The organism is Methanolobus psychrotolerans, from assembly GCF_002243045.1.
Lineage (GTDB): Archaea > Halobacteriota > Methanosarcinia > Methanosarcinales > Methanosarcinaceae > Methanolobus > Methanolobus psychrotolerans.
The window spans coordinates 126,435-152,859 of record NZ_MBKP01000005.1; the positions used below are offsets into that span (position 1 = coordinate 126,435).

General features: G+C 41.0%; 21 protein-coding genes and 1 pseudogene. 14 read left to right on the plus strand and 8 right to left on the minus strand.

From position 1 onward, the window contains the following. Positions 1-12 precede the first annotated feature (12 nt). The 3 genes from trmY to thiD all read right to left on the minus strand — a co-directional run bounded on the left by trmY (position 13) and on the right by thiD (position 3,374). Positions 13-609: a tRNA (pseudouridine(54)-N(1))-methyltransferase TrmY gene (gene trmY / locus BB781_RS02960; RefSeq protein WP_094227015.1), complete on the minus strand. Its 597-nt coding sequence runs from the start codon at positions 607-609 to the stop codon at positions 13-15. 16 nt (positions 610-625) lie between these two features. Next, a complete protein-coding gene (locus tag BB781_RS02965; RefSeq protein WP_094227016.1) occupies positions 626-1,921 on the minus strand; it encodes a DEAD/DEAH box helicase in 1,296 nt (431 codons plus the stop codon). 91 nt (positions 1,922-2,012) lie between these two features. After that, entirely contained in the window at positions 2,013-3,374 is a 1,362-nt protein-coding gene (gene thiD, locus BB781_RS02970) for a bifunctional hydroxymethylpyrimidine kinase/phosphomethylpyrimidine kinase (RefSeq protein ID WP_094227017.1), read from the minus strand. A gap of 258 nt (positions 3,375-3,632) precedes the next feature. Here thiD and BB781_RS02975 point away from each other — a divergent pair, with 258 nt between their 5' ends. From BB781_RS02975 to purF, 3 genes are all read left to right on the plus strand, one after another. Beyond that, positions 3,633-3,851, plus strand: a complete 219-nt coding sequence (locus BB781_RS02975; protein WP_023844185.1) for an LSm family protein — start codon at positions 3,633-3,635, stop codon at positions 3,849-3,851. 108 nt (positions 3,852-3,959) lie between these two features. After that, positions 3,960-4,130: a 50S ribosomal protein L37e gene (locus tag BB781_RS02980; protein WP_094227018.1), complete on the plus strand. Its 171-nt coding sequence runs from the start codon at positions 3,960-3,962 to the stop codon at positions 4,128-4,130. A gap of 23 nt (positions 4,131-4,153) precedes the next feature. After that, positions 4,154-5,569: an amidophosphoribosyltransferase gene (gene purF / locus BB781_RS02985; protein WP_094227019.1), complete on the plus strand. Its 1,416-nt coding sequence runs from the start codon at positions 4,154-4,156 to the stop codon at positions 5,567-5,569. Positions 5,570-5,579: 10 nt separating this feature from the next. On the opposite strand, the pseudogene BB781_RS16035 reads toward purF, so the two are convergent. Continuing rightward, positions 5,580-5,866: pseudogene (locus BB781_RS16035) on the minus strand (IS110 family transposase); the annotation flags it as partial. Positions 5,867-6,176: 310 nt separating this feature from the next. Here BB781_RS16035 and BB781_RS02995 point away from each other — a divergent pair. The 5 genes from BB781_RS02995 to BB781_RS03015 all read left to right on the plus strand — a co-directional run bounded on the left by BB781_RS02995 (position 6,177) and on the right by BB781_RS03015 (position 12,851). Continuing rightward, positions 6,177-9,923, plus strand: a complete 3,747-nt coding sequence (locus BB781_RS02995) for a methyl-accepting chemotaxis protein (protein ID WP_094227021.1) — start codon at positions 6,177-6,179, stop codon at positions 9,921-9,923. Positions 9,924-9,940: 17 nt separating this feature from the next. After that, positions 9,941-10,432: a chemotaxis protein CheW gene (locus tag BB781_RS03000; protein ID WP_094227022.1), complete on the plus strand. Its 492-nt coding sequence runs from the start codon at positions 9,941-9,943 to the stop codon at positions 10,430-10,432. Positions 10,433-10,577: 145 nt separating this feature from the next. Then, a complete protein-coding gene (locus BB781_RS03005) occupies positions 10,578-11,201 on the plus strand; it encodes a CheR family methyltransferase (RefSeq protein WP_242492506.1) in 624 nt (207 codons plus the stop codon). Between the two features lie 34 nt (positions 11,202-11,235). Then, positions 11,236-11,574 carry a GNAT family N-acetyltransferase gene (locus BB781_RS03010; RefSeq protein ID WP_129582616.1) on the plus strand — a complete coding sequence of 113 codons (339 nt, stop codon included), beginning with the start codon at positions 11,236-11,238 and terminating at the stop codon, positions 11,572-11,574. Positions 11,575-11,597: 23 nt separating this feature from the next. Next, the gene (locus BB781_RS03015) at positions 11,598-12,851 is read left to right on the plus strand and encodes a CYTH domain-containing protein (RefSeq protein WP_094227024.1); all 1,254 of its coding nucleotides are present in this window, start codon (positions 11,598-11,600) and stop codon (positions 12,849-12,851) included. Here the strand turns inward: BB781_RS03015 and pap are convergent. Both pap and BB781_RS03025 read right to left on the minus strand, forming a co-directional pair. Next, entirely contained in the window at positions 12,845-14,347 is a 1,503-nt protein-coding gene (gene pap, locus BB781_RS03020) for a polyphosphate:AMP phosphotransferase (protein ID WP_094227025.1), read from the minus strand. The genes BB781_RS03015 and pap overlap by 7 nt on opposite strands. Positions 14,348-14,402: 55 nt before the next feature. Then, on the minus strand, positions 14,403-15,698 hold the full coding sequence (locus BB781_RS03025) for an MgtC/SapB family protein (RefSeq protein WP_094227026.1): 1,296 nt from the start codon (positions 15,696-15,698) through the stop codon (positions 14,403-14,405). Between the two features lie 132 nt (positions 15,699-15,830). Between BB781_RS03025 and BB781_RS03030 the strand changes: the two genes are divergently transcribed. The 6 genes from BB781_RS03030 (at position 15,831) to BB781_RS03055 (ending at position 23,991) form a co-directional block, all read left to right on the plus strand. After that, the gene (locus tag BB781_RS03030) at positions 15,831-16,175 is read left to right on the plus strand and encodes a DUF362 domain-containing protein (RefSeq protein WP_094227027.1); all 345 of its coding nucleotides are present in this window, start codon (positions 15,831-15,833) and stop codon (positions 16,173-16,175) included. Positions 16,176-16,209: 34 nt separating this feature from the next. Beyond that, a complete protein-coding gene (locus tag BB781_RS03035) occupies positions 16,210-18,138 on the plus strand; it encodes a CHAD domain-containing protein (protein WP_129582617.1) in 1,929 nt (642 codons plus the stop codon). Between the two features lie 159 nt (positions 18,139-18,297). Further along, on the plus strand, positions 18,298-20,364 hold the full coding sequence (ppk1, locus tag BB781_RS03040) for a polyphosphate kinase 1 (protein ID WP_094227042.1): 2,067 nt from the start codon (positions 18,298-18,300) through the stop codon (positions 20,362-20,364). Beyond that, complete coding sequence (locus BB781_RS03045; RefSeq protein WP_094227029.1) at positions 20,364-21,254, plus strand: Ppx/GppA phosphatase family protein; 891 nt, start codon at positions 20,364-20,366, stop codon at positions 21,252-21,254. The genes ppk1 and BB781_RS03045 overlap by 1 nt, the downstream gene beginning before the upstream one ends. Before the next feature lie 224 nt (positions 21,255-21,478). Next, complete coding sequence (locus BB781_RS03050) at positions 21,479-22,531, plus strand: rod shape-determining protein (protein ID WP_094227030.1); 1,053 nt, start codon at positions 21,479-21,481, stop codon at positions 22,529-22,531. Further along, complete coding sequence (locus BB781_RS03055) at positions 22,528-23,991, plus strand: hypothetical protein (protein ID WP_094227031.1); 1,464 nt, start codon at positions 22,528-22,530, stop codon at positions 23,989-23,991. The genes BB781_RS03050 and BB781_RS03055 overlap by 4 nt, the downstream gene beginning before the upstream one ends. 82 nt (positions 23,992-24,073) lie before the next feature. Here the strand turns inward: BB781_RS03055 and pyrF are convergent, their stop codons facing one another. Together pyrF and BB781_RS03065 are read right to left on the minus strand one after the other, a co-directional pair. After that, positions 24,074-24,727 carry an orotidine-5'-phosphate decarboxylase gene (pyrF, locus tag BB781_RS03060; RefSeq protein ID WP_094227032.1) on the minus strand — a complete coding sequence of 218 codons (654 nt, stop codon included), beginning with the start codon at positions 24,725-24,727 and terminating at the stop codon, positions 24,074-24,076. Positions 24,728-24,753: 26 nt separating this feature from the next. Further along, positions 24,754-25,704: a deoxyhypusine synthase gene (locus BB781_RS03065; protein ID WP_094227033.1), complete on the minus strand. Its 951-nt coding sequence runs from the start codon at positions 25,702-25,704 to the stop codon at positions 24,754-24,756. Between the last annotated feature and the right edge of the window lie 721 nt (positions 25,705-26,425).

Consider the following 26,425-nt stretch of genomic DNA (forward strand, 5'->3'; position numbering starts at 1 on the left):
AATCTTTTGTGGTTATGCTTCTTTCCTGTCCAGTTCGTTATGGATTATTATCATGCAGTGGTCTGAATGAAGTGAAACGGGACCTATGTTAAGCGTTTGCTTTGCTATTTTTCCAATTATCCCTTCTTCCTCTTCAGTAACTCCCATGTGATCGCCGAGAACAAATACTGCATCAGTGTTAAAATCAGCGTATTCCCTAATGTCCTCTCCATCCTCTTTCAGATAATAAATATCCCTGCCTGCGTCCTTGAATTCAGTAAGCAGTTTCTCAAGTCCTGCACGTCTTATCCACACACCCGGGGTGGATTGTGTCTCATATTCGATGGCATCTTTTTCAAGTGCCTTTTTTATGAGGGAGCCACTACTTCTTTCGTCAGGGTTTAGGTACTTCAGTTTCTCTCCATTGAACCGTATTACTTTTCCGGGACATGGCTCGCCAAGAAGTACAAGGTGGACGTTGACATCACGTCTCATCCCATGTGAAAGGAAAAGTGCGGAATTGACGCACCTGCAAAGGATATCCATTCTCCCGGCGGAACCTGGCAGGTCGTTAAGTGAAAAATCACCTGTGGTCAATGCTTTATGGCCTATGATTACAAAATCTTTCATTTAGTTTCCTCTGTTTTTATTTCTCATCCGTGAATAGTATCTTTGCAAGCGCAGCAGCGATCTGCCGGTAGTTCATATCATTACTTGCGATACCTGAGACAAATTCGTCATATTTATCAAGATGTCCACGTCTGATGTGCATTCGGATCTCATCAGCGATACGGTTCTCTTTAATTCTCTCTGTATCTCTGTGGCTGGGAAGTTCTCTGTGGACAATTTCTGTTTTAGTGATATCTGTTATTGCTTTAAGTTTGCCGAGTTCCTTGCTAGTTACAAACGTGTAGGCAAGTCCGGGTCTGCCTGCCCGTGCAGTTCGTCCTATCCTGTGGATATAGGTTTCAAGTTCCTGGGGCAGATCGTAATTGAAAACGACTTCTATATTATCTACATCAATTCCTCTGGCGGCTACATCAGTTGCCACCAGGATACCAATATCCTCATTTTTGAACCGTTCCATCCTCTGTTCCCTTTGCTTTTGCTTTATGTCTCCATGAAGTGCTTCGGCAGGGTATCCTCGTGAACGCAGTTTTACGACTAACTTGTCGACTTCCTTTTTCGCATTACAAAAGACAAGTGCAGACTTGATGTTTTCTGCTTCTATCAGTCTTTTTAAAGCTTCAGGTTTAGCATTATCCTTTATTTCGAAGTAGTATTGCTTAACCTGGGGCACAGTAAGTTCTTCATGCACGACTTTTATGTGCACAGGATCTTTCTGGTATTGCTCTGTCAGTCTAAGTATGGGTTTTGGCATTGTTGCCGAAAAGAGTAATGTTTGCCGGCTGGAAGGTGTACTATTCAGTATTTTCTCTATGTCTTCCCTAAATCCCATATTTAGCATCTCATCGGCTTCGTCAAGTATGACTATACCAATCTCGTCGATCTGCATTGTCTGCCTTTCAAGGTGGTCTATTATTCTTCCCGGCGTTCCTACTATGATCTGGGCCCCTGTTTTGAGTGCATTGATCTGGGAGTCAACAGAGAGTCCTCCATATACTGATATCACTTTTATTTCAGGAATGTATTTTGCAAGTTTTCCCAGCTCTTCTGATACCTGATTTGCCAGTTCCCGGGTGGGGCATACTACAAGAGCCTGGGTTTTTTTATTATTCGGGTCAATAAGTTCCATCAGGGGCATTCCAAAAGCTGCTGTTTTCCCTGTCCCTGTCTGCGCATGGCCGATAATATCTTTTCCTTCCAGTATCAGTGGGATGCATTTCTCCTGGATTTCTGTGGGTTCTCTGAATCCCATTTCCTTTATGCTTTTCCTTATCTCCTTTGAAAGATAAAGTCCATTGAACGTTTCCGATTCCATTATATTTCACTCTTGACTTAACCCGATGTTTGTGACATTAAAAAATAAAGATGTAAATGACTATAATGCATCATACATGTATTAAGATGTTTTAAGATGGTTTTTGCAGGTCTTGTATTTTTCCAGCAGCATATTTTTCAGCTATTTTTACAGCCTTGAAGGCAATTTCCCTGGCGCTGTAACCCATTATCCTGATCATGGCTTCCTTTCCGATACCGCCTTTATCATAAATAATGTCAGGTACAGTTCCATGTTTTTCAATGGTATGGGATGTCCCCCAATCCATTGTGTGTGTACCTTCTGGTTCATCCTCCCTGGAAAAAGATGAGATACTAAGGTCCATTTCCCTGCAAATTTCCACGATCTGCCCGGAATACCTGATATTTACGGCAGCTCTGCATATGGGGTCATATTTCATTGCGGAAAGTATTATTCGGGCAACATGGCTGCTTGCACCAAACTCAATATCCCCTACAATCCGCGCTGTTCCTTTAAGATTTACTACTCTGCCTGCAACTGCAGCTACCTCTGAGCTTGATGTGGCATATGGTAGTGCCATTGCTATATTGCATCCTACTTCGGGGATGAGTGCTGCAAAGTCCTTGCATCCTGTGAGTATGCATGCACCTTCTTTTACATCCTGCAAAACTGTATATCTTTCAGAGTTGTGAATGATGCGGGCTAACTGGTTAACTGGTCCTACTCCTCTTCCTACAGGCACGCTTTCCCTGATGGCCTCCACAACAAAGTCCTTTGCTATTTTAGCAGCTTCCTCGATTCTGTATCCCTTGGCAAGGGATGATGCCAGTGCGGCAGAATAGGTGCATCCTGAGCCGTGCGTACCGCCTTTAATAAATGTTCCGCCAATTATGGTATGGGTATCATTTTCAGAGTCATATATTATGTCTGATGCATCAAGGTGCCCGCCGGTAACAATGACGATTCTGACGCCTGTATGGCTGATTATCTTTGCAGCTTCTTTTGCTTCTTCTACAGTATGTATCTGCATTCCTGAAAGGGCATTTGCCTCATTGATATTTGGTGTTACAACTTCACTTACTGGCAAAAGTTTCTCTTTCAAAGTTGATATGGCCTCTTTATGAAGTAGATCGCCGCCTGCTTCTGCTGCCATGACTGGATCGACAACAAGCTTCAGGTTATACTTTTTCACTATTTCTGCAACTGTTGATATGATCTCTGATGACGAGAGCATGCCGGACTTGGCCCACCTGATGTCCATGTCCTCGCAAACTGCATCAATCTGGTCACGTATTACTTCGCAGGGTATATCATAAGCACTTAGTACTCCGGTAGTGTTCTGTGAAGTGACTGATGTAATAGCACATGTAGGGTGCAATCCCATAGAAGCTATTGTTTTAACATCTGCCTCTATTCCAGCTCCTCCGCCTGAGTCAGAACCTGCAATTGTCAGTATTACCGGTGTTTTGCTCATTTTATTCTCCGTGTTTTTCGTTTGCTGTGTGACGCAGCTCTTAAATGTCTGGTCGGTTATATAGTAGTTGGTTATTAGGGCCTATATATCTTTGCGATGCTGAGTTCATTTAATTGCTGAAAATGTCTTCTTGACGATAGTTATATATATTGAATCAGCGACATTGGTGCATCGCAATATGTATAAGTAAATAAACAAATTTACAATCATAATACGCGCGTATAATTAATTGGATTTATTTAACTGAGGGCGACTAAAATGGGAAACAGACCTCTTGATATACTCAACGATGCTTTGAACACACCTGTAATTGTGAGACTTAAAGGCGCAAGGGAATTCCGTGGCAAACTCCAGGGTTATGATGTCCACATGAACCTTGTTCTGGATGACGCTGAAGAGCTTAAGGAAGGAGAAATTGTGAGAAAACTGGGTAGTGTTGTTATCAGAGGTGACAACGTAGTATATGTTTCTCCCTGAAACAAACGTAATCTATAAGAACTACTAGCCGTATCATGGGTAAACTCTAAGCCATCGATACATCGGCTACAACTAATTAACAAATTTCAAATCAAAAGGTGATTATAAATGTCAAAAGGTACTCCCTCAATGGGTAAAAGACAAAAGCGCACGCATTTGAAATGCAGGCGCTGCGGTAGTGTTTCACTTAACATTCATACAAAACAGTGTACTGCATGTGGTTTTGGAAAATCTGCACGAATGAGAAGCTACAAGTGGCAAGCAAAGTGCAAATATTAAGTCTTTTTAGACTAGGGATATAAATGCGCGAAGAATGCGGTGTTGTAGGGGTAGTAAAGTTCAATCCGGAACCACATCCTGTCCCTTCCGCACTTCGTATATATTATGCCTTGTATGCTCTGCAGCACCGCGGTCAGGAATCTGCTGGTATCGCTGTGCATGATGGCAAACATCCCCAGATCACAAAAGGAATGGGCCTTGTGCCTGAGATCTTTGACAAGGATGACCTTGTAGCTCTCAAAGGCGATGTTGGTATTGGTCATGTTCGTTATTCGACTTCTGGCGACTCAAGAATTGAAAATTGCCAGCCTTTTATTGTTAATTACAAAAGTGGCAGTGTGGCACTTGCCCATAACGGTAATCTTGTCAATGGTCTTGATCTGCGCGTTCAGCTTGAAGCCGAAGGTCATATTTTTGTAGCAAGCTCCGATACAGAAGTAATTGCTCATCTTCTTGTGAAGGAACTTTTAAAACACGATATTGTTGAAGCAGTGCGCAACGTGATGAAGCAGCTTCTTGGTTCTTATTCTTTAACAATACTTATCGATGATATGCTTATGGCTGTAAGGGATCCTTTTGGGTTCAAGCCACTTTGTATGGGTACCATTGACCCGGGTTTTGTAGTTGCCTCCGAGAGTGTTGCAATTGATACCCTTAATGGCAAACTTCTCAGGGATGTAAATCCAGGTGAACTTGTCATCTTCAGGGATGGTAAAATTGAATCCTACCAGCTCCTTGAGGAAAAATATTGTGCTCATTGTGTATTTGAATATGTCTATTTTGCACGTCCTGACTCTATAATCGACGGACAGCTTGTTTATAAGGTTCGTGAAAGGATTGGCGAGAGACTGGCCCGCGAACATCCTGTGGATGGGGATATGGTGTCTCCTGTCCCTGACTCCGGAATTACTTCTGCGATTGGTTTCTCCAAGGAATCAAAGATCGATTATGAGGAGAGCCTTATGAAGAATCGTTATATAGGTCGTACTTTCATTCTTCCGGGTCAGGCCATGCGTGAAACTGCTGTGCGTCTTAAGATGAATACTATCAATGAGAACATCCGTGGTAAAAAAGTGATTCTTGTTGATGATAGTATCGTGAGAGGAACCACATCCCGCCGTATCATCGATATGGTTCGCAATGCAGGTGCAAAAGAAGTGCATGCCCGCATAGGAAGTCCTCCAATTGTGGCACCATGTTATCTAGGTATTGATATGGCTTCAAGGGATGAGCTAATAGCAGCCCATAAGACTATAAAGGGCGTTGAGGCAGTTATCAATGCTGATTCGTTGGGATATCTGAGTGTAGATGGTCTTGTAGCATCAATTGGAATTGACAAGGATGATCTATGTTTAGGATGTCTTACAGGTGCATATCCTGTGGAGATTCCAGGCGAAAAAGTCTGTCAGAAAAGACAGTTAAAATTGCATGAGTTCTAAATAATCAATGTATTACAATAATTGCCTTATGATAACCAATCATTTTTTTATTCTGGTTAAATAACTCCTTCAAATGACTGGCTTTCTTTCCTGAAGCTGCCTGAGCAACCGGTGTCAATATCCATCTTGCTATCTTTGACCCTTGTTTGTTATTCCTTCCATTATAATATTTGTCTGCAGACTGGTACACATTTGGTACTAACCCTAGTCATGAAGCAAGCTTATCCCTGATGAAAAGTCATTAAAGTCGTCTATTTCAGCAATCAGTGTTGCTGCACTCAACTCACCAATAACCGGTTCGATTTATAGTAAAAAGGGTTATTTAGGTGGGTATTTTCATTTGTTTGTGCATGTTATTCAAAGAATTTCATGTGTGTTTTTTGTTATTTATTTTTCCTTGGTTGTACTTGGTTTTACTTTACATTGCAATATTTGTATGCAAATGCCTATATATTTATTAAAGATATATTTTTATATAATCATGCTTATCTTTTAATCAGCCTAATTATAATTATACTGAATTGTATGTTCGGTTGTAGTTTAATAGAGTCGATATGCAAAAGTTAAACTTACTCCGTTCATTAAATTGATTATGTAGGGTGAAAAGATGTTAGGGAAAAACAACAAACTATATAATGAGATAATTGATGTTTTGAATTCCATTGAAACCGGAAAATCTGATTCAAGACTAAGTCTTCATACCAGTGGAACTGAAAGAGAAATGCTGGAAGCACTGAATGCTTTTCTGGACAGATCCGCAGGGTGGAAAAAAGAAGTCGAACAACAGAAAAAGCTATCAAGCCAGATCAATTCAATGGTAAGCTCTATCATTGATGGCCGTCTTGATGTTCGTGTAGACCCTGCAAATTTCGAAGGAGATCAAAAAGAGCTTATAATCGGTATTAATAAAATGATGGATGCAGTTGTCGATCCTTTTATAGCTGCATCAAAATATGTGGGCCGTATATCCAATGGTGACATTCCTCCAAAGATTACAAAAGAATTCAAAGGCAGCTTTAACGATCTAAAGACAAATCTCAATATATGTGTTGATGCTATAAATGCCCTTATCGAAGATTCGGAGTTGCTTGCAGCATCAGGTTCCGAAGGCAAGGTTGATGTACGCGTCGATGCTTCACGCCACGGTGGAGAATTCGGAACTATTATCGCCAATCTCAATAATACACTTGACTCCATATCCAGGCCATTGGCCGAAAGTACCGATATTCTTCTCAAGCTGGCTGTCAATGACTTTGAGACAGGTGTAGATGGGGAATATGAAGGAATATTCAAGGACAATGCTTATGCTGTGAATGAAGTTCGCAAGAGGTTCCAGAATATCCAGCGTACATTTGAGTTCATGACCAAAGGAGACTTCAGCGACCTTGAAAGATACAGATCAGTTGGAAAACGTTCAGAGAATGACAAACTTCTCCCATACACAATCGCAATGATGGAAAATGTCAAAGGCATGACAGATGAATTTATCAGCCTTGGTCACGCCGCAGAGGCTGGAAATCTGGAGTACAGGGCAGATGCTTCCAGTTTCCAGGGAATGTTCAATGAAGCTATAACAACTGTTAACACTGCCTTTGATGCTGTAATCGATCCTTTGAATATGACTGCAGATTATGTGGACCGTATCTCAAAAGGAGATATCCCCGAGAAGATCACAGAAGAATATCATGGTGATTTCAACGAGATCAAGAAGAACCTTAATCAGTGTATAAATGCTGTGCAGGCTCTTATAATCGATTCACAGATGCTTGCAGATGCAGCTGTAAATGAGCACTTTGATGTGCGTGCTGACGGAACAAAGCATAACGGTGACTTCCGCAAGGTTGTTGATGGTGTAAACAGTACTCTTGATACTGTAGTAGCCAAAATCTACTGGTACAACTCAATTCTTGACAGCATACCATTCCCTATATCTGTCACCGATATGAACAAGAACTGGACCTTTATAAACAAGGCAGTAGAGAAACAGACAGGACTTAAACGTGAAAATGTCCTTGGTTCCTCCTGTGAGCAGTGGGGTTCAGAGATATGCGGTACTGAAAAATGTGGTGTATGCAGGTTGAATGAGGGCAAACCTACTACCTATTTCAATCTGGCAGAAGATAATAAGAACTTCCAGGTGGACAGTTCCTACATAATGAATGCCAGAGGAGAAACAATAGGCCATATTGAGGTGATTCAGGATGTTTCTGCATCAAAACAGAATGCAATTTACACTAAGAAAGAGATAGAACGCCTGATAGATAACCTTGGGCATATATCAAAGGGTAACCTAGATCTTGATTTTAATGTGACAAAAGCAAACGAATACACCGTGGATCAACATGCCAATTTTGCTAATATCTCTGCTTCATTGTCAACAGTTAAAGAAGCTGTACACAATTTGATAGCCGATGCGAACATGCTTGCAACAGCATCAGTTGAAGGTCTCCTTGACACCCGCGCTGATGCTTCAAGGCATGAGGGTGATTTCCGTAAGGTAGTTGAAGGTGTGAACTGCACTCTGGATGCTCTCATTGAACCTTTGAATGTGACTGCTGAATATGTTGAGCAGATCTCAAAGGGAATGATACCCCAGAGGATTACTGCAGAATACAAAGGTGATTTCAATCTGATCAAGAATAGTATCAATGATTGTATCGCTGGTCTTGCTGGTCTTGTAGAAAGCAACGAGGTTTTGCAGCTGATGGTAAACAATGACCATACAAGAAAGGTAGAAGGCGATTATCAGGGAATCTTTGCAGAAGTTGCATTAGCTACAAACGGTGTTCGTGACAGGATCCGGACTACAATGAGCGTTAACAAGAAGATTGCTGTCGGTGATCTGAGCGACCTCGAAGGACTTAAGAAAATCGGCAAACGCAGTGAGAATGATGAACTTATCCCATGTTACATCTCAATGATGAGCAACATAGAGGGGATAGTAGATGAGTTCATTAAACTCGGTAATGCCGCAGAGGCTGGAAACCTTGACTACAGGGCAGATGGCTCTGTTTACGCAGGGCGCTTCATGGATGCTATTAACACTGTCAACAAGGCCATTGATGCACTGATGTCTCCTATGAATGAGGCAATGCACATGGTTAATGAGTATTCTGCCGGCAATCTTGATGCAAGATTCGGTTTTACAACAAAAGGTGATTTCAAGATTTTCGCTGATACTGTAGATGATTTTGGAAAGAACCTGCAGACAATAATTGCAGATTCATCCAGAGTGCTGGAAGCTATCGCAAACAATGATCTTAGTAAGGCCCTCAAGGTTCAGGGTACCGGTGAGTTCAAAGTCCTGACAGATGGAATTGAGAACACCAGACGATCATTGAATCAGGTTGTTTCCATGGTGCATGACAGTTCAAGGAACGTTGCATCAACCGCTGAAGAAATGTCAGCATCCGTTGAACAGATGTCGTCTTCATCATACCAGATTGCTGATACGGTCTCGGAAATCTCAAAAGGGGCCCAGAGTCAGGCATCCAAGACAGAAGAAGTGTCACGTGCAATGGTAGATATGACCCTTACGGTTCAGGAAGTTGCCACAAATTCACAGAGGGCAGCAGAAAATGCAAAGGGTTCAAACGACTTGATCAACAACCTTGGAATAATTGCCAAAGATCTTCTTAATAAGATGGATTCCATCAGGACTGCAACTTCCGAGTCATCTGGTGTTATAATGCAACTTGATGGCAAGTCCAAGCAGATAGGTGAGATTGTAAGCCTTATCACAAACATTGCAGACCAGACCAACCTTCTTGCACTTAACGCTGCAATTGAAGCAGCGCGTGCAGGAGAGCATGGTCGTGGATTTGCTGTTGTTGCAGATGAGGTGAGAAAACTTGCCGAGGACTCAGGTAACGCTGCAAAACAGATATCAAAACTTATCGCAGAGATACAGGAAGGTACACACAATGCAGTTACATCTATGCAGCAAGGTTCTGCAGAGGTAGAAACCGGTGCATCTGCTCTCAATGAAGCTGCTTCTGTTATTGGAAAGGTAGTGGATGCAGGTAATCTGATTGCAGGCATGGTTCAGGATATTGCTGCTGCTGCACAGGAACAGTCCGCTTCTATAGAAGAAGTAACCTCCTCTATAGAAGAGGTCAGTGCCATATCCGAGGAATCTGCTGCAGGAACTGAAGAAGCATCTGCCGCTGTTCAGGAACAGACTGCTACAATGCAGGAACTTTCAAGATCAGCTGAGGATCTCTCAAGTCTTGCAGGTGAGATGAAAGCGGTCGTTGACAAGTTTGTACTGGATCCAACATCTATTTCAGGAGGAACTGTAAACAGAGCCGGAAAAAGTGGTGGAGCTGAAAAGAAAGAACATGCATTTGTTTAATCGAGATGTGATATAATATGAAAGATGATTCGAAATCTGGAACAGGTCATAGTGATGAATTGTTACAGATGGTAGTTTTCCAGCTTGGAGGCGAGGAATTCGGAGTGGAGATCATGCAGGTCCAGGAGATCATTAGAATGCCTGAGATTACTCAGATCCCTCAATCTCCTGATTTTGTGGAAGGTGTAATCAACCTTCGTGGAAGAATTATCGTTGTAATCAACCTTGATAAACGCTTCAATCTTAAATCCAAGGAAGTTGATGAGCATTCACGCATAATTGTAGTTGAGATTGATGACAATGTTGTGGGTATGATCGTTGATTCTGTAAATGAGGTTTTAAGGATCCATTCTTCAAATGTAGACCCTGCACCGGAACTTGTCATGTCCAAAGTAAGCAGGGATTATATTACAGGTGTAGGTAAAATGGAGGATCGTCTCCTGATACTTCTTGACCTTGGAAAAGTACTGGACAAAAAGGAAGTTGAAGATCTCGCAAGTCTTGCCTGATACTCAGGCATAATATTTTCATTTCATACTTTAACTTCCCATTTTTACTTTTTCTTCTTTTAGTTTGTTTTCTCATTGATTTCTTCATCTGCATAATTTATTTAACCTTCAATGGCAACAGATAAATATAATTATTTACTTATATATGTGTGCTAAGGAGAGGATTATCATAGCTTTCACTTATTTCTTCAGGGATATGCAAACACTGGAAATGATCAGGGATTATGTAATTCCTGAAATTAGAAGCAGGCGATATATACACATATGGGATGCTGGCTGTGCCATGGGTCCTGAACCATATTCACTTGCAATAGTATTGAGGGAGAATATGGGTATGGTCTTCAGGAATGTAAAGATACATGCAACGGACATAGACAATAGCAATCTCTTTGAGGATATAATCAAAAAAGGCATCTATCCAAAGGAAATGGTCCAGAGGATTCCGGAGTCTATATTCAGTAAATACTTCTCACCAGCTGATGAGCCAGGTCATTTCATAATTTCAGACGAAATAAGGAAAAGTGTTGAATTCACAAAGAATAATCTATTAGATCTGAAACCAATAAGGACAGGTCTCAATCTCGTTCTTTGCAAGAATGTCCTTTTGCATTTTAAAGAAGACGAAAGGGTAGAAGTACTCAAAATGTTCTATGATTCTCTTGATAGTGGTTATTTTGCAACAGAACAAACACAGAAAATACCGCCACAAATGCAGGAATACTTCGAGCCTGTTGTTGCTAATGCCCAGTTATACAGAAAAGTAGGCTGATTGAACATAAACATAATTGAAAGGATGTCTTTAAGTGCCAAATGAATTGTCGTTTAATCTGCTTCCACCTACTCGATGTTCTGATTACAGATGGTTGAATATAGATCGAAACAGCCAAAGGGTTGGAAAGGTCCGGGGCAGGATAGACGATAATGTTCTATTTGTTTATTCGATAACAATTTTTCCGGAATTTGAGGGAAAGAACTACGGCAGAAAAACGATTGAAGTATTCAAAGAACAATTCAATACGATTATTGCAGACAGGGTACGGCCAAAAGCCGTCGGTTTCTGGGAAAAGATGGGATTTGTTAGTAATGGCGATGGTTCTTACATATTTCAAAAAAAAGACAAGTTCCGAATCGAAAACTTTTAACTTAAAAAGTCGTATCCTTCTTTATGGAAATTGAAGCGAAGTTCCTTGTATCTGAGCGTGATGTCTTCGATAAGGTTATGAATATAGACTCGATAAGCAGTTTTACTATTTCTGATGCTGTGGCAAGCGAATTTGTGGATACTTATCTTGATACACTGGACATGATAATATATGCTTCAGGTTTTTCATTCAGGTGCAGGGAAAAAAAGGAAAAAGTAGTTTATACTCTCAAGTCACTGAAAAGTACAAGTTCTCTTATCCATATGAGGGAGGAAACAGAATTCACCTTGCCAGAGAAGCTTCCGGTAAAAGAATGGAAGAATTGTGACCTTAAGGACCGTATATTGAAGATGACAGGTTCAGGTAGTCTCTTCCCACTATTTGTTGTGAAGCACAAAAGGACAGACCGTCAGGTCCTTGCTGAACAAAGGCACATTGCAGAACTGAGTTTTGATGATGTTACCATTATTTGCGGTGACAACAAAAAAAGCTACCTTGAGCTTGAGGCAGAGCTGATGAGTGATAGTACAGAGGCCGAATTTAATGAAATAGTGTCTTTCTTCAGGGATTATACGGGCCTGATTGCGGGAAGCAGTTCCAAATTCGACAATGGACTTGAACTTTTGATAGAGAATATCAGAACAGATGCCCGGAGTCTTGATTATAAAATAGCTCCTGTTGAAACACAAATTACATTCTCCTCTATTAGAGATATGTTCGAGGAATATGGTATTGAGCAGGAACATGCGCGCAGGGTTGCTGAGAATTCCCTGCAACTTTTCGATTCTCTAAAACCCATTCATGCTCTAAATGAGAATCTTCGTCAGACATTAAAGGTAGCAGCACTTGTCCATGACATTGGGGTTATGACCGATGTGAGTACTCATCACAAAGTAGGAAGGGACATCCTCCTTTCTGCCTGTCCCGGTGAACTTCCATATCCTCTTTGTCTCTTTCTTCCCTGGACTACTTTCCTTCATAAGAAAAGGATCGACAAAAAGAAGCTTCAGAAACTATCTCAGAACCAGAAGTTCTCCCGGCTTCCTTTGCAGATGCAGGACGATATCCTCAAAATGGCAGCTATCCTGCGGCTTGCGGATGCTCTGGATTACAGCAGAATGAATAGTAAGATAGTTGATATTGATCTTCAGAAAGAAGATGTGATAATAAACGTTAAGGGCCCGGGGGCGGATACCGATGCTGACAGGGCGGATACGAAAGCCGACCTTTGGCGTTTGCTCTTTGAAAAGGATGTTTATTTCAGGGAAGACTACTGAAGTCCTCTCTGTTCAAGCTCATTTTCTATACACTCAATGACTGTATGGAATATCTTTATCCTTGCGTAATACTTGTCATTTGATTCAACAATGGTCCAGGGTGCCCAGGAGGTGCTTGTCTTCTGCAGCATCTCATCTGCAGCAGACAGATATAAGTTCCATTTCTCACGGTTACGCCAGTCATCGGGAGTTATCTTCCATTGTTTGTGTGTAGTGTTCTCGCGTTGCTTGAATCTGCTAAGTTGTTCTTCCTTATCCAGGTGCATCCAGAATTTGACGATGATGGTGCCATAGTTGGAAAGAGTTTCTTCAAATTCATTGATCTCCCTGTAGGCACGTTTCCATTCATAACTGTTACAGAGGTTCTCTACTCTTTCAACAAGTACTCTTCCATACCAGCTCCTGTCATATATGGCTATGTGGCCTGCTTCGGGAATCTCTGTGTAGAACCTCCATAAGTAGTGGCGCGCAAGTTCTGCTTGTGAGGGTGTAGCAACCGGTATTACTTGATAGAGCCTGGGGTTCAGTTTTTGTACGAACTTCCTTATGCTTCCTCCTTTTCCAGAGGCGTCCCATCCCTCAAATACCATTATAAGGGGTATGCGGTGCTTGAAAAGTTCATACTGTAGCAGTGCCATTTTTTTCTGGCACTTCTTTTTTTCTTTTTTGTATTCCTCGTAGCTGATACTTTTGTCCAGGTTTATCTTTTCAAGTACGGATGAATCTATATTGGGAACAATACAATCTTCATTATGGTTATTTTGGCCGACCTTTACTTCACTCTCAATAGCCTGCAGTTTATTCTCAATAGACTCTATGACCTTTGCTAGTATTTTGACTGTTGCAAAGTTCCTGTTATTGGATTCCACAATTGTCCATGGGGCAGCAGTCCTGTCTGTTCTTTCCAGGATGCCTTCTATCAGGGGCAGGTACCTGTCATACTCATTCAGGTATTCCTGCTCTTCTTCTTCAACTATGAAAAGAGGTATTCCCTGTTTTTTTGAATCGCGATATCTATTTTGTTGTTCTTCTTTACTTATATGCAGGAAGAATTTGATAAGCAGATACCCCTCATCTGTGAGCTGCCTTTCAAAATATGTAAGACCATCGAGGCATTTTGACATGTCTTTGCTTGCTTTTCCCCTGCTATTATGTTCGATGATTATCCTGCGATACCAACTTCTGTCAAAAATTGTAATCCTGCCTTTAGGCGGTATTTTTGTCCAGAAACGCCATAGCAGTGGTTTTTGTTCTTCCTGATAACAGGGCTTTCCTGTGGTGTAAAGATCAAAACCCATTGGGTTGAGGGTCAAAAGGAACCTGTTTATAATTTCTGTCATGCCGGAAGCATGCCATCCCTCAAAGACTATGATAATGGGCACATCCATTTTCCATGCTTTTCTTTGTAATTCCCCGATTCGTATCCGCAAATCTTCGGTTATGCTGTTATATTCTTCCTTGCTGATACTTTTAGATAGGTCTACATTTTCAAGCATTTGTTATCAGTAAAAATAGTACAGGTTTGTATATATAGTTATAGAGATTGACAAATTAACTCAGATATGAGCGCATATAAAGGCTCCAAAATATCAATGCAAATATTCCTGCTATTACAATAGCGATGAAAGAGAATACGGTTGTTTTGAATAATTCAGGTGAGCCGCTTATTTTTATATAAAATGGTTTGCTAAGAGTGCTGACAAGTCCTGCAAGGATCGCAGTTTCAGCAGCTGTATGTGTGGAAAGGTTTCCTGTAAATGCCAGCGCAGCTACAGATGCAGTGACGGCAGAACTGCTAACGATCCCGCCAAGTGCCGTTGCATAAGCTCCTCCGGCACCTCCGTACTCGTTTGCATAGTTGGCAATTATAAGCAGTATTGTAAAAACAGCTCCAAATTTGAATGCCGGGCCCAGGGCAAAAGGAGAACCTATATCAATACTCTCTTCCAGGTTCAATGTTTTTTTCCATTTCATAATTACGACTGCCAAGGCAATTGTCCCCATTATTATGAATGGTGGAATCATCAGGGAGGCAGTATTTCCAGTCGGATCTGCAATAAGTGCAATAATAATGTTACTTATGATCATGGATACTACTGCAAGCATTGCACCTATGTGAATGGAATCTTTGAGTATCGGTCTTTTTCGGGATATTCCGGAAAGTGCGGCAATGGTAGCCTCACTGCTTATGAATCCTCCAAAAAAACCTGAATAGGGTATACCGCCCTTTGCACCCATCTTTTTCAGAGACAGATAACTTACAAAACTGATGAATGAAACCAGCACCACGATGAGTATTGAGGATTTAAGTCTGATGAGTCCATAGATAGGTTCTTCCGGCATTATGGGATAAAGCACAAAAGCAACTGCCAGAAATTTTAGGGCACTGCTTATGTCACCTTCTGAAAGATGCTCTGCAAATAAGTGAAGGGGTCTTTTTTCAATCAGCAGGAATGTCAGTATAAGCGCTGTAACGATTGCTACCAGATATAGCTCAAGGGCAACAATTACTCCCAGAAGATATGTACAGAAGAGTGCAATTGCAGTTGTGAGTCCTGATTTCCCTTTGAGTATATTGATCATATAGATAAGGGATGCTGAAGCAAAGACTACAAGCAGAGTTGTTACAACAAGTATCCAGATTCCAACATACTCCACAAGGAAAGTGGCAATAGTGCCTGTTATGCAGGTGATGGAAAATGTCCTGACCCCTGCAAATATCTTTTTGTCCGCGCGCCAGTGTTCCCTTTCCAGACCTACAAGTACTCCTAGCATCAGCGAAAGTATTATCTTTTCCAGAAGTACAAAGGACAGAGGGTCAAGGCCCCATTGAATGGCCTGGATCATAGAATTTCCTCCAGACCAGCTACGTATCAAATGCTGGTCTGTTTTAGTTCTGACATGGCAGCGTATATGATATACATTATTACTGTATATACTTTTATACCTGCCTGACCCATTAGTAATGAGGACAGGAAAATGCCGTGGGTCAATAAGAAAGAATGTGTATCCTGCAGGAAATGTGTGAAAAAATGTCCTGTAGATGCCATTGATATGTTAAAGGGGAAAGCCCTTATTATAGATGAAAAATGCATTAACTGTGGAAAATGCATAAAGATCTGTCCGGTTAAGGCAATTCTTAAGGACAGGGAAATAGTTGGATTTAAGATCCAATCGAACCTGAAGGAAATAAAAAGTTCCCTTTCCGGATACAAGAGTAAAAAGGAAAAGAAACGTCTTATTAAAAGTCAAATCAGACAAATGAGGATGCAGCAGAAGATCTTTCGGGGAACAATGAACGAACTGAAGCGCATAAAGGTTTAATAAGTTGTAGAAAATATTACCAGAGGGGAGAGAATTGTCGTCGAACAAGTTTGTTAAGAAGTATTCCTTTACCGCATCTCTGGGCTTTTTGGCAGGGCTGGTATTCTGCATGACAGGCCTCCTGTTTGCCATGGTCAGCAGGCTCAGCCGCAGTTCTGGTTCCGAGATCATACTTGTTGTCTGCTTTCTGATGGGAGCTGGTATATTGCTGATACTTGCGGGCATCAGTATTGCAGGGATACGCCAACAGCTTTTGCGCAGTTATTCATTCATAACGGGTATGTTACTTTCTTCAACGGGACTTCTTATATTCATACTTTCATTCCCTGACAAATGGTTTTATCCAAAAGTATCATATGTGATAATATTCTATTCGGCAGGTATTTTCCTGTTGCTGATCAATATCTTTGTGAACTATTTCCTTCAGGCTTCTGAAGTGCCGGAAGGAACAGGAATAATGGCATCAAAGCAACAGTCTGCCAATCTCAAAAATGAGCCTGAGCAACATAATGATTGTTCTGTGCTTACAACTTTTGCAGGTATACTTATAACAAATATAACGTCAGGAGCAATGTCAGGTTCTTACGAGTCTTCTTTCCTGACAAACACAAGTTGTAATGATGATAATTTTATTATAACTAATACTGTTTCTGAAGAACTGGATCCGGAGCCGTTTAAAATGGAAATTACTGAGGAAAACACTGTTCTTGATACGGTGGTCACTGATGATACTATCGAAAGCAATCCAGTTATAGGTGGTTCTAATGAATCCACTGTGCTGGAGACTAGGCAATTCCCGGAAATCATTGATATTCTGGAAGCAGAGGAGATTGGAATACCAGAGGACGAAGAAGGTTCTGATGAAGATATGGTGTCAAAAGCGGATGTTCCACAGCAAGGAGCTGAAATCCCTGATAGTGCAATTGCCAACATAATTGCCGCAATTCCATTTTCTGAATTCATATCTATGAAAAAGACCGATATTAAAGCCGATGATACAATGCGCGAGGCTGCCCGCAAGATCCTTATGTTCCAGTTCGGGGCAATGATCGAGCATGAGAGAGGCACAAAGGTCGGGAAAGATATCGAAGAACTTCATGATATGCGGGTTGCTGCAATGCGCATGCGTTCGGCAGTTGAGGTACTGGAGGGCTACATTGACATGAAGGCAATGTCCCCGTATTTCAAGGACATGAGATCTACAAGAAAAGTTCTTGGCTCCGTGCGTGACCTGGATGTTTTTCTTGAGAAGATCAACACCTACCTTGCAGATCAGCCACCAGAAAAAGTACAGGAAATGGACCCTTTGGAAGATTCTCTTTTGATAGAGCGGGCAAAAAATCGTGGTAATATGCTTGTGTATCTTGATGATGTCAGGTATAATAAATTCAAGAATAACTTTGCTGATTACCTGTTGCATAAAAAATCCTGGAAAATGAAGTCCGTAAAAAAGAATGGTGAGCCTGTTGCATCCAGGGTCATTGATGTGCTGCCTGTGCTTTTATACACACAATTTGCAGTTGTCAGGTCATATGATGAAGTTGTTTCCAGTGACACAGCAATTGATCCTTCTCTTGAGAAATACCATCTGCTGAGGATCGATGTGAAAATACTGCGTTATACGCTTGAGTTCTTCAATGAAGTGCTTGGTCCACAGTCCAAAGGTCTGGTAAAGGATCTGAAGGCACTTCAGGATAACCTGGGAGATATGCATGACACGGTGGTCGCACTAAAACTTCTGGATAACTTTGAAAAATATGGGCGATGGGGTGAAACAAATGAAAAGAAGCTGCCTGCATCCAGTGGATTCCACGATTATCCAGGTGTTGACGCTTATATTGAATTCAGGAAAAAGGAGCTTCAAAAACTGCTTGAGTCGTTCCCTGATGTATGGTCCAAGGTTCTTGATTCCGATTTCAGTGTGAGGTTCTCGCAGGCAATATCAGGTATTTATACATCCTGATAATGATGTCTGTTGACTTTGTATCGGTTATATGAGGCTATATTGTGCTATATAGAACTATATATGAATCTGTATGAAGTGTTATATAATAGGATTGCTGTACTTTTATCAAAATACAGCAATATTCTGCTGTCTTTAAAGTTAAAAAAAATGACTTTTATGTCTGAAGTGAACGATTATATTAACAGGGAGATAAGCTGGCTTTCATTTAATGAAAGGGTACTCCAGGAAGCAAAAGACCCTCAAGTCCCATTACTTGAACGTTTGAAGTTTCTCGGGATATTTTCTTCGAATCTTGATGAGTTTTTCAGTGTAAGGGTCGGAACTTTGCAGCGTATGATAGATGCAGGGTTGAAATCTAATGTCATGGTCGGTGTTTCCCCGAAAAAGGTTATGAAGCAGGTTCATAATAGGGTACTGGAGCTTCGTGATGATTTTGATAAAGTATTTGTTGATGTGACAAAGGAACTGGAAAAGCATCACATTTTCATTGTTGATGAGACACAACTTGATGAAGCACAAAAGTCATTCCTTAAAGTGTATTTCCAGGAAAAAGTACGGCCACGCCTTATTCCTGTAATGCTTAAAGACATTCCAAATTATCCCTATTTAAAGAATCAGGTTATCTATCTGGTTATTGATGTCCGGAAAAAATGGGATCCAATGGGTTCTAAATTTGCGCTGATAGAGGTTCCTGCAGATGTCCTCCCCCGTATTATAATGCTTCCTGATTCAGGTGAAAAAAAATGCGTTATAATGCTGGATGATGTGATCCGTTTTGGTCTTGATGATATATTCTCAACCTTTGAGTACGATTCGATTGGTGCTTATACTATCAAACTGACAAGGGATGCGGAACTGGATATTGATGATGATGTTACCAAAAGTTTCTTTGAAAAGGTGTCTGAGAGTCTTGAGGAAAGAAAAAAAGGTCAGCCCGTACGTTTTGTTTATGACAGGGAGATGCCCTACTACCTTCTTGATTTCACACTCAAACGGCTGAGGATCCAGAAGTTCGAAAACCTCGTGCCGGGTGGTAAATACCACAATGCAAAAGATTTCATGAACTTCCCGGAAATAGGTCCTGCTTCTTTCTTTTACGAAAAAAAGCATCCTTTACCACATAAAGTCCTGATGCGCCATAAAAGCATATTCGCTGCCATAAGGGAAAGGGATATTCTTCTCCATTATCCATATCAGTCGTTCGATTATTTTATTGACTTGCTAAGGGAGGCAGCAATCGATCCTCATGTTTCAAGCATAAAAATAACCCTTTACAGGGTTGCACGCAATTCCAATGTCATAAACGCACTTATAAGTGCAATAAAAAATGGAAAAAGTGTGACGGTTGTTATCGAGCTTCAGGCGAGATTCGATGAGGAGTCAAATATTTACTGGACCCAAAAACTGGAAGAGGCAGGTGCAAGGATTATTGATGGTGTCCCTGGTCTGAAAGTCCATTCAAAACTCTGTCATATTACAAGGATCGAAGGAAATAATCCTGTTCACTATTCATGTATCGGAACAGGCAATTTTAATGAATCTACTGCAAAACTTTATTGTGACCATATGCTTATGACCTCAAACACGGACCTTACGTTTGAAGTGGAGAAGGTTTTTGATTTCTTTGACCACAACTATAAGGTCTATAATTACAAACATCTCTTAGTTGCTCCTCTTCAAATGCGTAATACATTTGAAAAGTACATTGACAATGAAATAGAGAATGCAAAAGAAGGAAAACCGGCATATGTTCATGCAAAAATGAATAACCTTGTGGACAGCGAGATGATCAATAAATTGTATGAGGCCAATGGAGCAGGTGTCATAATAAAGCTGGTTATCAGGGGAATATGTTCACTTGTACCCGGTGTTGAAGAACTTAGTGAGAATATCGAAGTCATCAGCATAGTTGACAAATACCTGGAACACTCGCGTATTTTCATTTTCTGCAACAACGGTGATGAAAAATATTTTATTTCATCGGCTGACTGGATGGTAAGAAACCTGGATAGACGTGTTGAAGTTGCAACACCGGTGTATGACCCCGCTCTTCAAAAGGAACTTCAGAAATACATGGATTTGCAGTTCCTTGATAATACAAAGGCAAGGATGATCAATGATCTTCAGGATAATAAGTACAGGACAGGCGGGGAAAAGTCTTACCGGGCTCAGGAAGATACTTATGTTTTCCTTGAAAACCAATTGAAAAACGGGGAAGTTTAATGAAATTTGCTGCTATAGATGTTGGTTCTAATGCTGTTAGGTTACTGATCACAAAGGTGGATTCTGAAGGTATGGACCCGGTCTATGAAAAGATATCATTTGTACGAATGCCTATTCGCCTGGGTGAGGATGCCTTTATCCATAATAACATTTCCCGGGAAAAAATATCCCGTCTGGTAAATATAATGGTGGCTTTCAGATATCTGCTGGATGCTTATGAACCAATCGATTATATGGCATGTGCGACCTCCGCTATGAGAGAAGCCGACAACAGGGAGGAGATTATTTCCCTGATCAAGGACAAAAGCGGGATTGATCTTAAGGTCATAAGCGGAAGGAAAGAGGCAAAGATCATTTATTCCAATCATATTGAAAAGATACTTGGAAACAGTAATTCAACCTATCTTCACATTGATGTGGGAGGCGGCAGCACGGAAGTTATTCTCTTTAATGGGGATGATGTCTTTGCTTACAGGTCATTCAATATAGGTACCATTCGCATTATTGAAGGTATTGTGACAAAAGAGGATTGGAATGAGATGAAGCAATGGGTGAAAAATGCAATCCGTAAGCATAAGCCTGATAATGCTATCGGAAGCGGTGGCAATATAAACAAGCTTTTCCGGTTGTCTGGCAAGAAAGATGGTACTCTTCTGCAGGATACGGATCTCAAAGATCTCAATACTTATCTTAAGGGTTTCACACTTGAGCAGCGTATAACAAAGCTGGGTCTGCGTCCGGACAGAGCTGATGTTATAGTGCCTGCTTCTAAAATATATTACTCAGTTATGAAGTGGGGCAATGTGACTCATATGCATGTTCCTCAGTTGGGTCTTGCAGAAGGTATAATACATGTTTTGTACGACAAACATAAAGAGAGTTATATATAATTGCCTTAAAGACCTTACTTTTTCTTGTCCATGGAATGATTTTCTAGTCCAATCCTTATGTATCTCTTTTTTACTCTTTCCTGATTTTGCTTCAGTTAATTCATCGCCATAGATCAAAATCTTATGTTCATAATATATAAATAGTGATTTAATAAGATTCCATGTTTAAGGAAAAACAGATCTCATGATATGCCAGTTGTAATTTCATGCGGGTCTATTAAAAAATGGTTGATCATATGGAGGACTTTGTTAGTGGTGATAATTGTCTGTATCTTGGAATAGATGCGGGTATGTTCAAAACGTCGGTTTGCACAAGCGATGGCAAAAAGTTCTCTGAACGAACTGTCATAGCTTTTCTTCAGAAAGATAGTGAGAACGCTGAAGAGAACTTGTTATTTGGTAAACAAGCTCTGGAATTGACGGACGGTAAAACTAAGGAACCTCTGAACGATGGATTGAAAAGTGAAGCTGATATCCATGCTTTCAAAGAGTTTCTTATATCCTTTCTTAGCAAGCATGATGTTGATCTGAACAAAGAAAAAACCTATGCAATAATAGGTATACCTTCCAATGCAGACAGGGAATATAAAAAAAATCTCCTGAAGCTATCCAGGGAAATATTTTCGGGTGCAATGCTTGTGGACGAGCTTTTTTGTATGGCTTATGAAAAAGCTCTTCTTAAGCAGTCAATGATAGTAGATATTGGTTTTAACAAGGCAGATATCTGTGTCATTAATAGTAATGTTCCGCAGAATGTTGATTGCCTGAGTATTCCATGTGCGGGAAAGGATATTGATCGTGAAATAGTAAAACTCATCATTGAAAGATGGCCGGATTCAAAAGTAACGGAAGAACTTGCCAGGGAATGGAAAGAAAAGTATGGGCATCTTTGCTTCGGTCAGGATATGTGTGTTGTAGATGTTCCCCTTGAAAACGGTACCATTCAGGAGTCAATAGCTGAAGAGATACAGATTGCGTGTGAGTTTGTGATAACTGATATCGTTTCAGGGATTACCCGGGTGTTGTCTGATGTTGATCTGGATACACGTGAATCCTTAAGGAATAATATTCACATTTTTGGCGGAACAGGTAATCTGTCCAATGTTGGTATCTTTATTGAGAATGAGCTTAAAGAGCTTGGCGGAGGCAAGGTATTTCTTGACTTGGATGCTGTTTTTGGAATATCTGAAGGCGCATTGGAACTTGCCAGGAACATGCCATTGGAATTCTGGGGACAATTGGTTGCCGAAAAACAGGATAAGGAACTGATAGTATGAATCCATTGAACTGGTCAGAAGAAAGTAAAAAAGCTGAAAAACCATCTAAGTTTTTCACTCCTAATATTTATCGAAAACCCATCGTAGCAGATGAGGTGGAAAAGGAAGCAAAAAAAGATGTATCTTCTGCTGTTCCGCAAAATTATGTACCAGGTAAAAATCAAAATCCAGTCCAGGAGAGGCATGAACCTGTTTACGGGGTGCCAGGGTCCGATATAGAGGATCTCCTCCAAAAAGAATCTTTGCTTTCGGAAATAAAGCAACGTTATGAATCTGAGATTAGTGAATATAAAGAAAAACAAAAAGAACTCGATGAACTCAAAAGTAATTTTTCTGATCAGGAAAAAGAGCTTCAGAATAAATGCGCCATCATGAAGTCTGCCATACAGAGATCAAAAAGGTCGATGTCGTCAGAGCAGATGGAAGAGCTTGAAAAGGAAATTGCTGCATTTGAACAAAAGCGTTCTGAGTTTGAAAATCAGATAAAGGAATTTGAAGATTCCCGGCTTGAGTATGAAACTAAGTTTGCGGAGTATAGTTCAAAGATGGAAGAATTGTCTTCCTTAAGATCGACTTATGAAGCTGATTTTGAACAGTACAGACAAAAGAAGTCTGAGCTGGATGAAATGTGCAGGTCTTTAGAAGAGAAGCTTTCAGCAGGTGAGGAAATCTCCATTGAATTGGTGGATACAAAGTATCCTGTTGCCATTGAGATTATCAAGTCCGGTTATTATGCTGAATTAAAAGAGCTTAACAGAAAGCGTGCAGATATTGAAACACGCAGGTGTCAACTTGAGGATGAGGAAATATTCCTTAATGAAAAGCTTTCTTCATTAGGACAGATCAAGGAGCGTATACATGCGGAACTCCTCGAACTTGGACCAAAAACAGATGAACTGGAAATATCCATAGCGAAGTATGAAGAAAGCGTAAACTTTCACAAGGAGAAAGAGCTTGCTTTCCAGGAAGAGGTTAAGGTCCTTGAAGAGAAGAAAGCAGAGCTTGAGGCTGAGACTGAGAATCTCAGGTTAAGGTATGAGGAAAGTGTAAATGCTCACAGGGAGAACGAACTTGCTTTCCAGGGGGAAGTGCGGGCTTTTGAAGAAAAGAAAGCCGGACTTGAAGCTGACGATGAGAATCTCAGGCTAAGGCGCGAGGAAAATGCCAGACTGGAAGAAAGTATGGAAAAATCCCTTGTGGAAATGGAAGCTAAAAGAAAAGAGCTTGAAGAAATGGTTGAGAAAACCAACAGGGAAATCGGCAACCATGTAACCATCCATCGCCAGAGTCTTGATATCAAGAAGCTTAATAACAAGCTTGAACAGCAGGCTATCTATATCCAGAGTCTTGAAACTTCAGTTTCAGATCTTAAAAGATGTCTTGAAGAAGCACGATCAGATGTTAAAAAGAATGAGGTATTTTCGCAGATCCTCAAACAGAATCTGGAATTACTGGGATGATATGTGTGCCTCAGAACTCATAGGGTTCATCATAGATCAGATTTGGTTTTATCATCATCGGCACACAAGTTCAGATGAAAGATCAGATAACTTCTTTTATCTCATCAACTATTTTTTTGGCAGCCATCTCCGGTTCATTTGACTGGTAAATGCTTCTGCCAACAATTACCCAGTCAGCACCTGCTTTAATTACATCAGAGGCAGAGCCTCCCTGTGCACCCACGCCAGGTGATATGATGGAGAGCTCGCTTCCTATTATTTTTCTGATTTCAGTAACACGCTCCGGGCGGGTAGCAGGTGCAATCACGCCGGAAGCTTTGGCATCGGCTGCCATTTTAGCAATGCCTTCGCCGGCTTGCTGCATGAAATCCAGGGCACCCGGGTGGCTCATTTCAGTCACCACGTAGATGTCCTTTTTCTGTTCTTTTGCAAGTTTTACGGCGGCTTCAAGGCTGTCGTGCCCGGTGAATCCCTGGAGAATGACACCATCTGCACCAGCCTTAAACACCTGCTCGCAGATAAGCCGGTTTGTGTTTGGTATGTCCGCAACCTTGAAATCCGCAATGATAGGTGCGTACTTTGAAAGCTGGCCTATTATGTCCATCCCTGTTGCAAGGACCAGAGGGTAGCCTATTTTGATGGCATCCACGTACCCGGCGACTTTTTCGGATATCTGTATGGCCTCATCTCTGTCTGTAACATCAAGTGCAAGTATGAGCCTTGTATTCTTTTCCATGTAACTGCTCCAAATTCAGTTTGTCATTACATATTAGCAAGTCTGCTTCGTGCTGCTGCCACCATTATCGGAAGCGTGATTGTGGCATCAGAGTGGACTGTTACAGAGCGTGCGGTCTCACTGACCTTGCCCCATGAGCGTGCTTCATCAAGGGTTGCACCGCTGAGTCCTCCGGTTTCCGGAGTATCCATTGTCAGCTGGATCGCATACTCGAATTCCTGATGAGTTACAAGCATGGACTGGAATATGTAGTTCTTCGGGACACCACCGCCTATCAGAACTGCTCCGGGGTTCTTTGCTTCATAGCATATGTCGATTATTTCTCTCATGTCTGCAAATGCGTCCACGTTCAGCGGTCTTGTCTGCTTGTAGAGCCATGCCTGAAGTCCTATCATGGAATCCTGTATTGCAGGACAGTAGACCGGTACGTTCATGTCGGCTGCGGCTCTTAGTATTGAGCTTTTATCGTCAATGTGGTTTCCAAGCTGGGTCATGAACTGCCTGATAGATATTGTCTCGCTGCCAATTTCAGAGAGTATTGCCTTCATCTTTTCTTCAAAGTCAACAAAATAAGGTTCCGGGAGGTAGACATCATAGATCCTGTTAATCTCTTCATGCTTCAGTTCGATATCATCGCATTCCGAACATCCTTTATAGTGATGAAGTCCCATTGATTCCACAATCTCATGCACCATGTTGGCACCGGTTGTAACCAGCACATCGATGTAACCGTCCTTTATGAGGTCTGTAACTATTTCCCTCATTCCTGCAGGCACCATGGCCCCTGCCAGCCCGAAGAAACTGGTAGATCCGCCAGCCAGCATCTCAGTATAAATATCAACAGCATCTGCTAATTTCCCTGCACCAAAAGCACAGCCATCCAGAGCATGCACAAGTTCGTCTACACTCATGTTTTCGGTAATTTTTGCCTGCCTGATGGGATTCTGAAGTTTTTCATCCTTTGAACAATGTTGCATTTGAAAGCCTCTTATACGCTGATTTACATCAACAATGTTCTTTAAGGTTTCTTCGTTTCATGATGTCTCTTGTAGGGATCATGAAATTAGGTCATTATGTACTTCATCCTGATTTGATGAATGTTTACTTCCACGCAATATGCAAATGATTTTTGACATGATTTTGGGCTTTGTAGAAATCTTCATGCTACAATCTCAAATGTGGGCAACTTCCGATTAGTCAACCTAAACGGAATATTTTTTCCACAATCTAGCCACATTCTAAAAAACGATAATGTGTGCAAGGAATATAATTTTTTGAAATGTTGATGGAAGTTTCTCATTTACTTGGCGGTTTAGGAAAGGATTAGTATCTTCACAATATAGATTATAACAGTAGATTTATACATAAATACATAATAGCTCAGCAAGTTAAGACAATAAAAGCATGTAGGTGGGAGAAACATAACGTGGAACACTGGCACCCAGGATCTGACAATAAATATTTTAATACCTTAACTCTGCTGTTTTTAGGGCATAACTATCCTTCTGATTACGTCTGTTAATAACGTTTCCTCTTACACACATTCTCCATCTTTTAGTTGGAAGGTACTACTTCCATCTTAAATTTTATGTTGTAGTCCTCTACAGTAATCGAAAATCTGTCTGTAATATCAGCGCAATCTATTAATACAATATATTCCCTATAGGGAATAATGGAAGAATGGGCACGTAATTGGTT

Coding starts and splice junctions, on each gene's coding strand:
- ppk1 (WP_094227042.1), top strand. CDS start 18,298: ATGTCTGAAGTGAACGATTATATTAACAGGGAGATAAGCTGGCTTTCA.
- pap (WP_094227025.1), bottom strand. CDS start 14,347: ATGCTTGAAAATGTAGACCTATCTAAAAGTATCAGCAAGGAAGAATAT.
- BB781_RS03050 (WP_094227030.1), top strand. CDS start 21,479: ATGGTTGATCATATGGAGGACTTTGTTAGTGGTGATAATTGTCTGTAT.
- BB781_RS03055 (WP_094227031.1), top strand. CDS start 22,528: ATGAATCCATTGAACTGGTCAGAAGAAAGTAAAAAAGCTGAAAAACCA.
- BB781_RS03065 (WP_094227033.1), bottom strand. CDS start 25,704: ATGCAACATTGTTCAAAGGATGAAAAACTTCAGAATCCCATCAGGCAG.
- trmY (WP_094227015.1), bottom strand. CDS start 609: ATGAAAGATTTTGTAATCATAGGCCATAAAGCATTGACCACAGGTGAT.
- thiD (WP_094227017.1), bottom strand. CDS start 3,374: ATGAGCAAAACACCGGTAATACTGACAATTGCAGGTTCTGACTCAGGC.
- BB781_RS03025 (WP_094227026.1), bottom strand. CDS start 15,698: ATGATCCAGGCCATTCAATGGGGCCTTGACCCTCTGTCCTTTGTACTT.
- BB781_RS03030 (WP_094227027.1), top strand. CDS start 15,831: ATGCCGTGGGTCAATAAGAAAGAATGTGTATCCTGCAGGAAATGTGTG.
- BB781_RS02975 (WP_023844185.1), top strand. CDS start 3,633: ATGGGAAACAGACCTCTTGATATACTCAACGATGCTTTGAACACACCT.
- BB781_RS03015 (WP_094227024.1), top strand. CDS start 11,598: ATGGAAATTGAAGCGAAGTTCCTTGTATCTGAGCGTGATGTCTTCGAT.
- BB781_RS02980 (WP_094227018.1), top strand. CDS start 3,960: ATGTCAAAAGGTACTCCCTCAATGGGTAAAAGACAAAAGCGCACGCAT.
- BB781_RS03005 (WP_242492506.1), top strand. CDS start 10,578: ATGTGTGCTAAGGAGAGGATTATCATAGCTTTCACTTATTTCTTCAGG.
- BB781_RS02965 (WP_094227016.1), bottom strand. CDS start 1,921: ATGGAATCGGAAACGTTCAATGGACTTTATCTTTCAAAGGAGATAAGG.
- BB781_RS03045 (WP_094227029.1), top strand. CDS start 20,364: ATGAAATTTGCTGCTATAGATGTTGGTTCTAATGCTGTTAGGTTACTG.
- pyrF (WP_094227032.1), bottom strand. CDS start 24,727: ATGGAAAAGAATACAAGGCTCATACTTGCACTTGATGTTACAGACAGA.
- BB781_RS03000 (WP_094227022.1), top strand. CDS start 9,941: ATGAAAGATGATTCGAAATCTGGAACAGGTCATAGTGATGAATTGTTA.
- purF (WP_094227019.1), top strand. CDS start 4,154: ATGCGCGAAGAATGCGGTGTTGTAGGGGTAGTAAAGTTCAATCCGGAA.
- BB781_RS02995 (WP_094227021.1), top strand. CDS start 6,177: ATGTTAGGGAAAAACAACAAACTATATAATGAGATAATTGATGTTTTG.